The sequence below is a fragment of the Pseudomonas sp. QS1027 genome (assembly GCF_002814235.1).
Lineage (GTDB): Bacteria > Pseudomonadota > Gammaproteobacteria > Pseudomonadales > Pseudomonadaceae > Aquipseudomonas.
The window spans coordinates 1-14,214 of record NZ_PHSU01000015.1 but is presented as its reverse complement, the minus strand read 5'-3'; the positions used below and the strand labels follow the sequence as shown (position 1 = coordinate 14,214).

Annotated in this window: 13 protein-coding genes and 1 pseudogene; all 14 read right to left on the bottom strand. The window is 53.2% G+C overall.

Features of this window, described 5'->3' with window-relative positions; all coding sequences use genetic code 11:
* Nucleotides 1-4: 4 nt before the first annotated feature.
* A complete protein-coding gene (locus CWE01_RS14330; RefSeq protein ID WP_157815222.1) occupies nt 5-811 on the bottom strand; it encodes a class I SAM-dependent methyltransferase in 807 nt (268 codons plus the stop codon).
* A gap of 129 nt (nt 812-940) precedes the next feature.
* The gene (locus CWE01_RS14325) at nt 941-1,912 is read right to left on the bottom strand and encodes an SDR family oxidoreductase (RefSeq protein WP_100941189.1); all 972 of its coding nucleotides are present in this window, start codon (nt 1,910-1,912) and stop codon (nt 941-943) included.
* The gene (locus CWE01_RS14320; RefSeq protein WP_100941188.1) at nt 1,912-2,679 is read right to left on the bottom strand and encodes a glycosyltransferase family 2 protein; all 768 of its coding nucleotides are present in this window, start codon (nt 2,677-2,679) and stop codon (nt 1,912-1,914) included. The genes CWE01_RS14325 and CWE01_RS14320 overlap by 1 nt, the downstream gene beginning before the upstream one ends.
* A 9-nt stretch (nt 2,680-2,688) precedes the next feature.
* Entirely contained in the window at nt 2,689-4,098 is a 1,410-nt protein-coding gene (locus tag CWE01_RS14315; RefSeq protein ID WP_100941187.1) for a mannose-1-phosphate guanylyltransferase/mannose-6-phosphate isomerase, read from the bottom strand.
* Nucleotides 4,092-5,228, bottom strand: coding sequence for a glycosyl transferase family 1 (locus CWE01_RS14310; protein WP_100941186.1), 1,137 nt, complete (start codon nt 5,226-5,228; stop codon nt 4,092-4,094). Before CWE01_RS14310 ends, CWE01_RS14315 begins: the two co-directional genes overlap by 7 nt.
* A gap of 2 nt (nt 5,229-5,230) precedes the next feature.
* Nucleotides 5,231-6,370 carry a glycosyltransferase family 4 protein gene (locus CWE01_RS14305; protein ID WP_157815221.1) on the bottom strand — a complete coding sequence of 380 codons (1,140 nt, stop codon included), beginning with the start codon at nt 6,368-6,370 and terminating at the stop codon, nt 5,231-5,233.
* Between the two features lie 11 nt (nt 6,371-6,381).
* Nucleotides 6,382-7,548, bottom strand: a complete 1,167-nt coding sequence (locus CWE01_RS14300; RefSeq protein WP_256579360.1) for a glycosyltransferase — start codon at nt 7,546-7,548, stop codon at nt 6,382-6,384.
* Nucleotides 7,549-7,592: 44 nt separating this feature from the next.
* Nucleotides 7,593-8,057, bottom strand: a pseudogene (locus CWE01_RS14295) (DapH/DapD/GlmU-related protein); the annotation flags it as partial.
* 116 nt (nt 8,058-8,173) lie between these two features.
* Nucleotides 8,174-9,151, bottom strand: coding sequence for a GDP-L-fucose synthase (locus CWE01_RS14290; RefSeq protein WP_100941182.1), 978 nt, complete (start codon nt 9,149-9,151; stop codon nt 8,174-8,176).
* Between the two features lies 1 nt (nt 9,152).
* Nucleotides 9,153-10,277, bottom strand: coding sequence for a GDP-mannose 4,6-dehydratase (gene gmd / locus CWE01_RS14285; protein WP_100941181.1), 1,125 nt, complete (start codon nt 10,275-10,277; stop codon nt 9,153-9,155).
* 32 nt (nt 10,278-10,309) lie between these two features.
* On the bottom strand, nt 10,310-11,269 hold the full coding sequence (locus CWE01_RS14280; protein ID WP_100941180.1) for a GDP-mannose 4,6-dehydratase: 960 nt from the start codon (nt 11,267-11,269) through the stop codon (nt 10,310-10,312).
* A 4-nt stretch (nt 11,270-11,273) separates the two neighbouring features.
* Nucleotides 11,274-12,368, bottom strand: coding sequence for a glycosyltransferase family 1 protein (locus CWE01_RS14275; protein ID WP_100941179.1), 1,095 nt, complete (start codon nt 12,366-12,368; stop codon nt 11,274-11,276).
* A 99-nt stretch (nt 12,369-12,467) separates the two neighbouring features.
* Nucleotides 12,468-13,967 carry a lipopolysaccharide biosynthesis protein gene (locus CWE01_RS14270; protein ID WP_100941178.1) on the bottom strand — a complete coding sequence of 500 codons (1,500 nt, stop codon included), beginning with the start codon at nt 13,965-13,967 and terminating at the stop codon, nt 12,468-12,470.
* A 13-nt stretch (nt 13,968-13,980) separates the two neighbouring features.
* Nucleotides 13,981-14,214, bottom strand: a 234-nt coding sequence (locus CWE01_RS33690) for a hypothetical protein (protein WP_218274284.1), incomplete at its 5' end; no start/stop codon positions are given.

Here is a 14,214-nt window from a genome sequence, read left to right as displayed (position 1 = left end):
TCAACTACGAGGTTTCTTTCGTCTTTTCAATCTGAAGGGCATGATCCGACCCCACACCAGGGCAGGGCAACATGACCACCAGCGGTTTCAAAAGACGACAGATCCGTGCTTTCAATAAAAACCTGGCGATGATTTTTTTTACCGGGGAAACATCACCTCTGATAAAAAGTATAAATCCACCACTAACAACCAGAGAATAGCCATATTGCTTCGCAATCAGCATAATAGCCTGCTGACTATAAAAGAAAATATGCTGCCCAGAGTCTGGAGTCAGATACCACCATTCTTTTGTTTGCGCGGCATAAAGCTCGGTACTCAAAAGGACAACCCTTGAGTTATATTTGAAAATATCATTCAGATCCTGCGCAGGACTCGCAAAGTGCTCCAACACTTCGAAACCAAGAACCAAATCTGGAGTATCGAAATTCGGCTCGGTGAAACCTTGGGCATAGGAAGGGGAAGCATATCGATCCTTGACGTAACAATTTATGCCGTGATCACGTAACAACCTACAAAGCAAGCCATCACCACCGCCCATATCGATGACATTCTTCACACCAAACAATTTTGAAATCACATAACAAGCAGCCCAATTGTGAATATTGCGCTGAGCGGCTCCGGTATCCAGGTTTGAGAGATTTTCCCCATATGCCTCGTCCAACCAGTAAGGCGCTTCGGTTTGCAAGGAGTAGCATTCAGCGCACTTGAAATATTCAATTTCGTATTTTTTCAGCAGCACCGATTTAAACATCGGTCGCAGTGTCCCCCGGCAAAGCCGGCACTGCTGAGCCGTTGACGCTGTCGGTTTCAAATACTGATCCTGCATTTTAATTGCGTGCCTATTTTTTGTGGACGGGCCATAGGATGCTACCCAATGCGAGCAGAATAAATTATCAAGCTCACGCTGACAAATGAGCGATTGGCCATCGCGCAATCCGCCTCAATCAGAGGCTTTACCCGACCGACGGAGAAAATCTTCAGCTGTCTGCGCCAACGCCTTGTTGACACTCGTTACGGGCGCCCAACTGAGTAACTGCCTCGTTTTCTCAATGTCCACTTGCAATGATCCAAGCAGACGTTGCGATACTGCCTTCTTTCCCAACGTCGTTGCAAGGACGGTCAATAACCCTATTGGAACCGGAAGCAGTCTTGTCGGTTTCCCGAGAGCCTGCCCCATACGTAAAAGAAGAGAGGTAGTGGACAGGTCCTCGCCATCACTGACAAGAAATACCTGATTGGCCGCGGCCGAATGATCGATACAGGTCACAATCAGGTCAACCAGGTTGTCCAGGGCCACCAGACTGCGCTTGTTGGTGACAGAGCCAAAGGGCAACGGCAGGCCTTTGTACAGCCAATTCATCATGGTTCGGAAATTGGCTTTCACTCCTGGCCCATAGACCAGGACAGGACGGATAATGACGACTTCCATGCCCGTCTCTGACGCCAAGGCCAGTAGACCTTGCTCGGCTTCAAGTTTCGAAATGCCATAGGCATCCATGGGGGCAGGAGGATCATCTGCACGATAAGGGCTTCCAAGCAGAGTACCCTCACCGTTGACCTTGATCGAGCTGATGAACACAAAGCGCCTGACACCTGCGTGAGCGGCCTCACGAGCAAGGGCCAAGGTAACGTCAGTATTGACCTTGCGAAATGCCGCCAAGGCGTCATCACCTTCCTCATTCATGATATGCACGCGAGCGGCTGCGTGAATCACGACATCGATATCGGACAGGTCCGAGGCCGTAAAGCAAAGACTGTTTTGCTCCCCTACGACCTGGGTAACCGACTCGGGGATATGACTGCTGTGTTTGCGTACCCCGGCGATAAGCCGGAGGCTTGCGTTACGACTCAAGTATCGTAAAACAGCACCGCCCACGAAACCGGTCCCCCCGGTAAGAAAAACCGCGCGCATCAAGAGGCGTCCTTGGGGCGTTTACACAGCTCATAGAGCTTGAACGGTAACTTGAAGAGCAGCATAAACAGGTTGGTGTACACACCGTTGCTTCGACAAGCGTTCACTATTTCCAGATTAAGCCTCATGTTGCTTCTCGGGCCAGCCGTGCTCGCGCCTCCCGAGCGCATACGGACCAATACTTGGCTCAGATACGAGTACCTGAGGCGGTGAATCAGGAAGAACCGGACAAAAAATTCGTAATCGGCAGATATCCTGTACTTCAAGGAATATGAACCCACTCGTTGGTAGGCGGCCCGGCGAATGAAACTCGCAGGGTGAGGTGGCATCCAGCCGAAGCGTAACTTCCAGGGCGCGAAGCGATTACCACGGTAAAAGCGCGTTATTTTCTGAAGGTTAGGCGCGTTGACGAAAACAACATCGCCAAAAATCACATCGCTGTCTGCGCAACGCTGGAATGCCTCGACAACGGAAGATATAACCCCAGGCCCTTCATAAAAGTCGTCGGAGTTCAGGATACCGACGATATCCCCGCCAGCCAATGCAACGCCCTTGTTCATGGCGTCGTAAATCCCCTTGTCCGGCTCGCTGACGAAGGTACTGATACGGTGCCCGTAAGACTCGACAATCGCCTGCGTACCATCCTTCGAACCGCCATCGACCACAATATATTCAATGTCGGCATAATCCTGCGACAGAACAGACTCTATCGTGTCTCGAATCGTCGCTGCACTGTTATAGCAGACCGTAATAATTGATAACTTCAAGACTGCCTCTTATTTACGGCCATAGACATCTTCGAAGCGCACGATGTCATCTTCCCCCAGATAAGAACCTGACTGGACCTCGATAAGTTCCAGTGGAATAACACCTGGATTCTCCAGTGTATGAACCTGTCCTATCGGAATATAAGTGGACTGGTTTTCGGTGACCAGATAGGTTTTATCACCATTGGTCACTTTGGCCGTACCACTGACCACCACCCAATGTTCCGCGCGATGATGGTGCATCTGCAATGAAAGTTTCGCACCTGGTTTGACGCTAATTCGCTTGACCTGATAACGGCTGCCTTTGTCGATCGAGTCATAGACGCCCCAAGGCCGGTAGACCTCACGGTGATCAATCGACTCTCCGCGCCCCTCGCTCTTCAATCTGTCGACAATTTTCTTCACATCTTGCACGTGGTCTTTATGGGCCACCAACACGGCGTCCTTGGTTTCCACGATGATCAGGTCGTCGACACCCACCGTACTGACCAGGCGGCTCTGTGAGTGAATGAGGGTATTGCTTGTCTGTTCGACCAGCACATCACCATGGCATAGATTTCCCTGGCCATCCTTGTTGCCGACCTCCCACAACGCCGACCAGGAACCGATATCGCTCCAACCCGCATCCAGTGGAACAACCACGGCATCCGCCGTCTTTTCCATAACGGCATAGTCGATAGACTCCGAAGGACACTGAGCAAATTCCTCGCGCCCTATGCGGGTAAAATGCATGTCCTGCTCGCCTTCGGCGAGAGCGCTACGACAAGCCGCGAGAATATCAGGGCGGAATTTTTCCAGTTCATCCAGATAACGATGGGCGCGGAACATAAACATGCCGCTGTTCCAGAGGTAGTGACCACTGGCCAGATAGGCTCGTGCGGTTTCTTCATCCGGCTTTTCTACAAAGCGGGCGACTTCGAATCCACCAGCGTTGAGAGCCTTACCCTTTTCAATGTAGCCATAGCCCGTTTCTGCCTGTGTCGGAACAATACCGAAGGTAACGAGTTTTCCGGCTAGCGCCAACGGCAATGCCTGCCGGATGCTTTCCTGAAATGCAGCGACGTCTCTGATCAGATGGTCCGCGGCCAATACCAGCAACACGGGGTCCTGCTCTTCGCTGCTCGCCTGCAGGGCGGCCAGGGCAACAGCAGGCGCGGTATTACGGCCCATGGGTTCCAACAGGATATTGGTATTCTCAAGACCCAGGCGCCTTAGCTGCTCCGCTGCAAGAAAACGATGTTCTTCGTTACAGATAAGACGTGGCAGGGCGACATCGAGCCCTTCCAGCCGCCTGATCGTGGCCTGCAGCATCGACAATTCGCTGTCGGCCAGGCAAAGAAACTGCTTGGGATTGAGCTGGCGCGAAAGCGGCCAGAGGCGAGAGCCAGAGCCACCGGCCATAATTACCGGAATCAACATTTATGGTCCCTTGCATTCAATTCATTGGGGGCCTCGGCAGCGGGAGAAGCAGCGATGTCCAGCATCGATTGCGCTACCGTTTCCCAATCTTTGGGAATCGCTTTCAACTGCTCGCTCCAATTCGGCCAATAACCGGTAGAAAGTTTTTCATGCAGTTTATTCACTGCCTGCTTCAAAGAGCCTGCATCATCCACTTGAAAGTATATGGCTTCGTTTCCGCACAAGACTCGCGCATATGGCAAGTCCGGGCAAATGATCGGCAAACCGGCAAACATCGCCTCGACCAAGGGGAAACCATAGCTCTCATCTCTGGAGAGAAACAGTAAACCGTCCACACGGCCATAAGCCTCAAGCATCCGGGGTGACGCGAGGCGGTCGACACAGCGTAGCCAGGGGATATGTGCCGCAGGATTACTGGTTTCTGCCAGCGTGATCTCCAAGCTGGAGATGGGCCAGTTCGCGACATCGTCTGGAGCTATAGTGCCCAGCAAACGATGGTTTTTATGCGGATAACCGGCCGCCGGATAAATCAAATGAAGCGGTGCGTGATGCTCTCCCTCGCGCCGGGTCCGTTTCAAGCCCGACCTCAGCAGCCAGGCCGGAACAGGCTGCGCGACAATGTGCACTCTGGAATGCAGTGACGGATACGATGCGATCAATGAGTCACGCATGAAGGTGGTTTGCACGATGAACGCCTGCGCATAGCGAATATTCAGGCGAAACACCCATCGGAGCAGCGAGCGCTTCAAGCCCGCCGCACTCCAGATGTTTTTTGCAGGCTGCAAGAGATGCGGCGTTTGAACAAAAACAGTTTGGCGGGCATGGCAACGAATGGGCAGGTCACCCATGACCAATAAGGGCACGGCACCGTCAAAGCGTCTTCCAGGGAACAGGCACTCCACCACGCGGGACAAGGCGTTTGGCAAATAGCGTCGGTAATAGGTACGCCGCACCGTGGGATCTGTACCTGTGTATGAGGCCAACTCTCCCCGATCAGGCAAGTACGTCTCCACCACTCGGACCCCATCATTACCCTCCAGCGCCGGCAACAACGAATTGAGCAGTTGTATGGCACCGAGACCGGCAATATTGGTTAGGTGCACGCGAACAGACGGCTGATGAAGCGGCATGGTTATTCCACGTACCAAGGAGAGGGAATCGACGCTCTATCCGATGGTTCGGAGCGCAGGACAGCCAACATATAACCGGCCGCAACACTGGGTTGTATGGCCTCTGCAGCCAGGTGCGTAGCCAGGCGCATCGCCAGCAAACGCTCTGGATCATGCCCTAACTCCGTCAACACATGCTCAAGGGCCTTCGGCTCTGTGGAACTGAATACCGCTCCGGCGCCAAAGCGTTCAACCAAGGTGCCAGCGCCTACCTGATCGCTGCAAACCACGGGGACACCCGCGCACAGCGCCTCATTCACGACAACCCCCCAGCCATCGTAGCGGCTGGGTAAAATCAGAAGATCGTAGGCCCCCACTACGGCCTGGGTTCCTCCAAATGGAATGCTTCCCCGGTAATGAACTGTCCGGCCATCGACGTCGAACAGCGCGGGATCACCCGGCCCATAAATATCGAGTTCGACCGGAAATCTCAACGCTTTGATTGCCTCTATAAGCTGGTCAAGACCTTTGCGCCCAATCAATGCACCGACAAAAACAACTCGCAAAGGTGATGAAGCGGCATGCGCGTCCCGCCGCGACGCGGAGATGACCTCGACAGCGGGCACAAAATAACCGAAAGGAAACAGCTTTCCCGTGACCACGCCCGCGTCGGCATATTGCGAAACAGCCCGGCGAGAAATTGCGAATACGCCAGCCATCCGCCGTCGGAGCAAGAGCACGTACAACTTGTAGAGGTAGGGCCGTAAAGAGGCTTTGAGACGTTCAGCGCTCAGCGACCGATCGCTGAAGTACCCTTGGGCAATGGGTGAATACGGCTCGGATATAATGTAGAACTCGACCCCCAAGCAGACAGCCAGCATCCAGCAGTAAAGCATTTTCAGATTCTGGAAAGGGCTGCCAAAGAAATGCACATTGTGCCGATGCTCGCGCATTTTTTCATAGCAATAGAAGAGTGCACCCCGCTCGGGAATCAGTCGTCTTTCAATCGACTCAACCTGAGTATCGTTCCAACCCTGGGAGCGACGGGTTTCGTCCTCCATGGCCAATACGTAGGCCAGGACGGGGGTTTTGGCCTGACGAGACAACTGCTCGTAGGTAAAGGCCTGATGATCGGTCAGCACCGGCTGCCACGTGACGAACAAGGAGCACTCGCTCATGGGCAACGACCAAAGATGAACCCAAACACGGCTTGGCCGGCCAATTGCGGCGCGCAGCGCTCGACCACTGCGCGCTGACCTCGCAAGGCGCAAGCCTGGCTCTCTTCAGGATTTTCGACGATGCCTCGCAGCAAGGCCATCAACTCCCTTGGATCGTTATGGGTCAGATAGGCAGCCCCAGAACCAAGCACCGCCCTGACGTCACTGATATCGGTGCTGAGGACCAGAAGCCCCGCCTCGGCGAACTCAATGACCTTGGAAGGAAAGGTCGTGTCGGCCAGCGGACCGCCCACCGGTTTCAAGGCCAATCCGACATTACAGCGCCCAAGCACTTCTGCATACTGCATGTCCGTCGTGCGACCGTGCACCGTAATTTGCGGAAGGCCCTCCTCACGGGCCAACTCTTCAAGGGCAGCCAAGGCCTCGCCTTTTCCGGTCACCTCGAAGTGGAGCTTGCTCATCCACTCACTCGCGTCCTGGCGCATCAAACGGATCGTATCGATCAACAGATCAGTGCCGGTATCGGCATTGAGTGTCCCGGCCATAAGAACCGATTGCCGGGCTTCAACCGAGCGAACGCCAAAGGCTTTGGAGGAAGTCGAGCCGTAGTAACAATGCACCGGTCGTATCGTTGTCATATCCGATAACGCACTACAGGCCAGCAAGGCGCCATCCGGGCACAAGCGATCATAAAGCCAGGTAATGGACCTACCCAAGGCAGCTTTCAGCCCACCGCCTTGTTTCGGCCCCAGGACCTCGCCATCCTCAAGATCGAGGAATCGTCTGTATCCTGTAACGGAGGCCACACACAACATGGGCAGGTAGGCCGTCATGCGGTTGTAGAAAACCACCGCCTTCTTCTCGCTGGAGGACAGCCGAAACAATGTGCCGATAAGAAAGAACAAGGAGAGGAACTGAGAGAAGAATCGTACATGTGAAAAAGGCGCGTAAACGATAGGCACCCCTCCCGCTCTTTTGACCGTACGCTGGAAATACGTAAACGAACCATTGGCACGACCTCGACCGAGGCTCAGGATACAAGGGCGAGCACCCGCGTCTCTCAGCGCCTGGCACAACATGATCACCTTGCGGGAAGCGGCGGGACTGTCACTGACAATGCCTCGTTCGAGGCGCGTCAAATCATCCAACGCATTGCAGACCACGAGAACCAATGGCCGCCTCATGACAACTGCTTTTTCATAACAGCAGGCACACCAGCGACCATCGTATTGGGTGCGACATCACGTGTTACAACGGAGCCGGCCGCAACGATGGCCCCCTCCCCGATAGAAACCCCACCCAGCACAAGGCTCTTAGCACCCAACCAGCATCCAGCCCCCACCGTGATGGGAAGCGCCGTGCCTGTTCCTGCTCGCCTGTGACTGGAGCCGATTTCATGGCTGCCCGGGATAAACTCGACCCCATGGCCAATGTCGCAACGCGCGCCCAGTAGGATGTCGGCATCACAGTGGGTGTGAAAAACAACGCCCGGGCTCAGCCAGGTTCCTTCACCAATGCTCAAGCGCCCCCGACCATAGATCCAACCGCGGCCACAGAGCTTCGCATCCGGATGTATCTCGACTCCGGCCAGGCGCAACAACGCCGCCCTGAAGGAAAAAAACCGGGAAGGCGGTAAAAAGGAAAACAAGATATTGAGTAGGTGCCTGATCATAATTACCGACTGACGCTCTACGGGAACAATCCCGGAAGACGAGGATATCCTCAAGCAAAGGGAAGCGCGCAAGGACGCAGATTTTGAAACAATACGGCTTGCGCGCGATAACCGACCTATCGTGAACGAGCGTGCAGCGCGTTCTCGGAAAACCATTTGTAAGCATCACGCAGCCCGTCTTCCAGACCGATGCTGGCGCGCCAGCCTAGAAGACCTAGGCGTGAGACATCCATCAGTTTTCTCGGCGAACCATCTGGCTTGCTCGAATCAAAAACAAGGCGACCGTTGAACCCGGTTACCCTGGCGACGGCCTGCGCCAACTCCCGAATCGAACAGTCCTCTCCCGTCCCGACATTAATGTGGGAGAGCATGGATTGGGTATGCGCCCGATACCGCTCCTCATCCAGCTCCATGACATAAACGCTGGCACTGGCCATATCGTCGACATGCAGGAACTCACGCATCGGCGTTCCGCTGCCCCAGATCACCACCTCCTCCACATCCTGCGCCACAGCCTCGTGGAAACGGCGTAAAAGCGCCGGAATAACGTGAGAGTTTTCCGGATGAAAATTGTCATTCGGCCCATACAGATTCGTAGGCATGACACTCCGGTAGTCGCGACCGTATTGGCGGTTATAGCTTTCACAGAGCTTGATACCAGCAATTTTCGCGATGGCGTAAGGCTCGTTGGTAGGCTCCAGGACACCGGTCAACAAGGCCTCTTCGGCCATGGGCTGTTGGACACTGACCGGGTAGATGCAAGAAGAGCCAAGGAACAACATCTTCTGCACGTCATTACGATGAGCAGCCTGAACAATGTTTGCCTGCATCATCAGGTTTTCGTATATGAACTCGGCAGGGTAAGTGTTATTGGCATGGATCCCACCCACCTTGGCCGCCGCCATATAGACCTGCTGAATACCCGCCTGGCGGAAAAAATTCTCCACCGAACGTTGATCCAGCAGATTCAATTGAGCCCTGTCGCAGGTGACAATATTCGTGTAGCCCAGCGCTTGCAGGCGACGGACGATGGCCGAACCGACCATCCCCTTGTGGCCCGCGACAAAAATGCGCTCGCTCAATTGACGTGACATCCTAGTTCTCCAGCGACACCGGCAAATCGTAGCCATGGTTTTTCAACAGCGCGTGCCGCTGGGCAACCTTCAAATCCTCACGCACCATCTCGGCACACATCTCCTGGGCCGTAATCTCCGGAACCCAGCCCAGCTTGGTCTTGGCCTTGGTTGGATCACCCAACAAGGTCTCGACCTCCGCAGGACGGAAATAGCGCGGATCGATACGTACCAGGGTGTCGCCGACCTTGAGGGCTGGGGCCTTGTCACCAGAAATCGACTCAATGATGCCTCGCTCGTCCAGGCCAGCACCCTCGAAGCGCAAGGTGATACCCAACTCGGTAGCGGACCAGCGAATGAAGTCACGAACCGAATACTGAACGCCCGTTGCAATGACGAAGTCCTCCGGCACGTCCTGCTGGAGCATCATCCACTGCATGCGGACGTAGTCCTTGGCATGACCCCAGTCACGCAGCGCATCCATGTTCCCCATGTAGAGGCACTGCTCAAGGCCCTGGGCAATATTTGCCAGGCCGCGGGTAATCTTGCGGGTTACGAACGTCTCGCCACGACGCGGCGACTCGTGATTGAAGAGAATCCCGTTGCAGGCGTGCATACCGTAGGCTTCGCGGTAGTTCACAACGATCCAGTAGGCATACAGCTTTGCCACTGCGTACGGCGAACGCGGATAGAACGGTGTGGTTTCTTTCTGCGGGGTCTCCTGGACGAGACCGTAGAGTTCGGAAGTCGAGGCCTGGTAAAAACGTGTTTTTTTCTCAAGACCCAGCAAGCGAATGGCTTCGAGAATGCGCAAGGTCCCCATGGCATCGACATCGGCCGTGTATTCCGGTGACTCGAAGCTCACGGCGACATGCGACTGCGCCCCCAGGTTGTAGACCTCGTCCGGCTGAACTTCCTGAATGATACGGGTCAGGTTCGAAGAGTCGGACAAGTCGCCGTAATGCAAAATGAAGCGTTGGTTGTCGACATGCGGATCTTGATAGATATGGTCAACACGCTGGGTATTGAAGGAGGATGCACGTCGCTTGATACCGTGAACCTCATAGCCTTTTTCCAGCAGCAATTCAGCCAGGTAGGAGCCGTCCTGGCCAGTGATCCCGGTAATCAGTGCTTTTTTCAGGGTCATTTATACGTCCTAGAACTCTTTAGATTTTGTATTTAAGCGGCACTTAGCATGCTGGCGATAACGTCAGGCATCATCGCCTGTGCCTTCCACCCCAGAACCCGCTCGGCCTTAGAGGGATCCGCGCGGCTGACCAGCAAATCGGTAGGCCGAAAGAACACCTCCGACTGGTCAACATGCGCTCTCCAATCCAGTCCCAGCTGTGTGAAAGTTTCTGATACGAATGCTTCCAGCGTGTGTGTCTTGCCAGTCGCAATCACGAAATCGCCTGGCTGTTCGCACTGAAGCATCCGCCACATGGCATCAACATACTCGGCGGCTGCCCCCCAATCGCGCGCGATATCAAGGCGTCCCAGCGTCAACCGCTCGCCCGAACCAGAAGCGATACGTTTGGCCGTAGTCACGATTTTTTGTGTAACAAACCTGAGGGGGCGCAACGCGGATTCGTGATTGAATAAAATTCCGGTACAAGCGAACAGATTATAGGCTTCGCGATAATTGTCGACCAGCCAGAAAGCCGAGGATTTCGCCACTGCATAGGGGCTGCGCGGATGAAAAGTGGTCGCTTCGCAGGCTGGCTCGCCATTGGTGTCGCCGAAACACTCACTGGACCCCGCCTGATAAAATCGGATCGGGCGCTCGCTCATCCTGCAAGCTTCGAGCATATTCAGCGTCCCCAGAGTAATACTCTGAATGGTTTCCGCAGGCTGCTCGAACGACAAACCAACGGAAGACTGCCCTGCGAGAAAGTAAACCTCATCGGGCTGGCTGCGCTTCAAAGCCATGAACACGCTACGAAAGTCCTCTGGCACCATCGACAGCAATTTCAAGCGCGGCAAAATATCCAGGCGCTTCAGATTCGCAAACGAGGAACCTTGCGCATCACGGGAAGTCCCCCAGACGGCGTACCCCTTGTCGAGCAGAAATTTCGCGAGATAGGCCCCATCTTGGCCACTTACCCCACAGATCAGCGCTGTTCTTTCTGGATATTCCAAAGTCTTACCTTTGTAGGCTTTGATAGATCGATAGTGTTTCCTGGGTGCAACGCTGCCAGGAAAAATGATTGAGTCGCTCACGACCACGACTCACCAAACCTGCTATTTCACTTTCCGAATAGACGACTCTTTCTATCGCCCCAACCATATCATCGCTGTCGTGGGGATCGAAAAAAATACCGGCATCACCTATGACCTCGGGCATGGAGCTCGTACCACTGCTGATGACGGGACAGGAATGAGACATGGCTTCCAGGGGGGGAAGACCAAAACCTTCATACAGCGAGGGATAAATGAATGCCCTGGCACCATTATAAAGCCCACCCAACACGGCGTCATCACCACCAATGTGTCGAACTTGGTATGAATCAAAACCCAGACGACTGATGTTTTGCTGCTCGACCTCGGAAAAAGCCCCTCCCCCGAAAGCCACGATATCAAAATCGCGCTTCAAACGATCCGAAGTTGCAACCGCTTCAAGCAAGCCGGAGAAGTTTTTGTAACCATGCCGACTTCCCACATAAAGTAAATAAGGCCGAGAAAGCCCAAGCTCCGACGGCCGCGCGCTGAAATGCTCGAATCCCAGGTGCACAACCGACAATTTGCTTTCCGGCACGGAAAACAGCCTCATGAGGTCAAGCCGGGTACTCTCTGAAATACAGATCACGTGATCAGCCCGCTCAACAGCCAGCCGTTTCAGCTCGCTTGTATTATCGCGAGCGGCGAAATTCTCCGGAAACAACTCATGAATCATGTCGTAGACAGTGAGAACCCTAGGGCATGTCTTAGGGCCAGAGCCAAAACGCGAATAGTAGGTTTCATGCACCACGTCGGGACGCCACTGGTGCATACCTTGTCGACCGAGAAGGTAATTGTAGGCCAATGCGATACGAGTCGTACGAGACCAATACTTCTCCGCCCAACGACCATACACGGCAGGCTGCGCCAGATCTTTCAGATAATGATTACGATGCAACGGTGCAAAACAAACCACATCCGTCCCCGCCGCCAGCATGCTCTCCGCCATACGCACAAAATACCGCGATATACCGCCATAATTCTGCAGGCAAAATATCTGATGATCAAAAGCAACTCGCACATCTCCTCCCGAACAGCCCAATCAACATCAAACCAATTAAAAACCACCACCCTATCAGCATACCACACACTCTAAACGCATGACTTATAAGTAAAAATATTAGCCAACATCCCTCCAGCGAGTTTTTTTCCAATCGAGACTCAATATAAAAAACCGAGCCACAACAAGAAAAAAGCTAAGACAGAGAAAAATCACGGATAAGAAAATTTTGTAGCTCCCCAAAGGAGCAATCAAAATACTCCCCCCCCATAAAACTACGAAAGAAATCAAACAGGGCCAAACCACCACCTGCGAGCACCAAACCATGCCGCCCGGCACCCTCAAACGACTGAAGACAATAGGTAAAATAATCATGACACAAGCGACATTCATCAACAGCCAAGGCCAGCCACTCCCCCGCAACCCATACACCACCAAAAGAAAATAAGTCAGTGGCGCCATGAATACCAAGGAGACAGCATTTTGCCACACGCTAAATTTGGAGCGTCCACGCGCCAATTGCAGAGCATAAGGCATGTGCATAAACGAATAAAACATCGTACCTATAGCAATAAGACTGAGCGGACCAGCTGCCACCTCCGCCACCTCCTTATCGCGAGTCCAGAACAACAGTAAATCAGAGCTGTAAATGGCTATCCACAACGAAATCGGCACCACCAATATTGACAACAACTGACTTCCTCGGAGCAAAAGACGAAACACCTCGCCATCCTCTCCCAATTCCACATGCGAGGCCATTTTCGGATAATAAGAGTTAAAGATAGGTGACATCAAACGGAAAGCTATTGTCCCCACCGTCCAGGCCAGCATGTAATAACCAAAATCCCTCAACGACAAGAGCTTGGATAAAATAATTTTATCCACCTGCATTAGTGCAAACGACAAAATATTGGAAACTCCCATCCCCGTAGCAAAATGCCCCAGACGCTTGAGCGCATAAATAGAAAATACGGGGCTCTGACTCCAACCCGGAACCGCTCGCACAACCCCCACTCGAATCACCAGCAATGTCGTCAGACTGACAACACACTGCCAAATGAAAAAAGACTCTACCGAGGGAGAGACCAACCACAAAACAAGTGCCGCCCCAGCGGATCGAACAGTCGCAAAAAAAGAGCTATAAACATTCAACAAAACTTGCCGCTGAAGACCAATAAAACAGCCATAATAAAAAGGAACAGGAAACTGTAACAATATAGCACCAGCCATGATTCTTATTACGCGAGTAACCGACTCAACCTTACTAACGTCAACATCCAACCAATGACTAACAATAAATGGGGCCAATAAAAAAATCAGCAATCCACAAAAGAAAGCCACCCCCCAAAATATGACCTCCGTACTGCGCAAAACCAGTATTATCCTGAGCTTATCTTCATCGCTAGACGCACCATAGACCGACGCCTCTCTCGTTGCCGCCGCCCCAAATCCACCGTCCAACAAAGTCAAGGCCGATGAGAGGATCAAGAAAAAACCGACCAACCCGTACCCTTCAACACCTATAAATTTCAAATACACTGGAACAAAGCAAATCCCCATCAAGGCGACCCACCCTTGCCCGACAAAATTCGCAGATATATTTTTTAACAAACCGCTCATAGATAAAATCACCCTAGCGCAAGACGATCAACCAAAATCCCAGAAATGCTCCCTCCCTCACATAGACAGCTGAAGATACCCAGCAGTGACCATTAACAGCACGAGCACACACAAAATAACAACGAGTTCTAGCATGCTCGCCGGGAGATGAACAACCCCACTCCTCATACTGATTCCGGGACGCCAAGGCAAAAAAAAAGACATCCATAAGGATGTCTTTTTTTTGAAAATGGTCGGGGTAAGGGGA

What these genes read in the sequence shown, in the direction of transcription:
- CWE01_RS14325 (WP_100941189.1), bottom strand. Translation starts at nt 1,912, where the DNA reads ATGCGCGCGGTTTTTCTTACCGGGGGGACCGGTTTCGTGGGCGGTGCT.
- CWE01_RS14315 (WP_100941187.1), bottom strand. Translation starts at nt 4,098, where the DNA reads ATGTTGATTCCGGTAATTATGGCCGGTGGCTCTGGCTCTCGCCTCTGG.
- CWE01_RS14310 (WP_100941186.1), bottom strand. Translation starts at nt 5,228, where the DNA reads ATGCCGCTTCATCAGCCGTCTGTTCGCGTGCACCTAACCAATATTGCC.
- CWE01_RS14290 (WP_100941182.1), bottom strand. Translation starts at nt 9,151, where the DNA reads ATGTCACGTCAATTGAGCGAGCGCATTTTTGTCGCGGGCCACAAGGGG.
- gmd (WP_100941181.1), bottom strand. Translation starts at nt 10,277, where the DNA reads ATGACCCTGAAAAAAGCACTGATTACCGGGATCACTGGCCAGGACGGC.
- CWE01_RS14270 (WP_100941178.1), bottom strand. Translation starts at nt 13,967, where the DNA reads ATGAGCGGTTTGTTAAAAAATATATCTGCGAATTTTGTCGGGCAAGGG.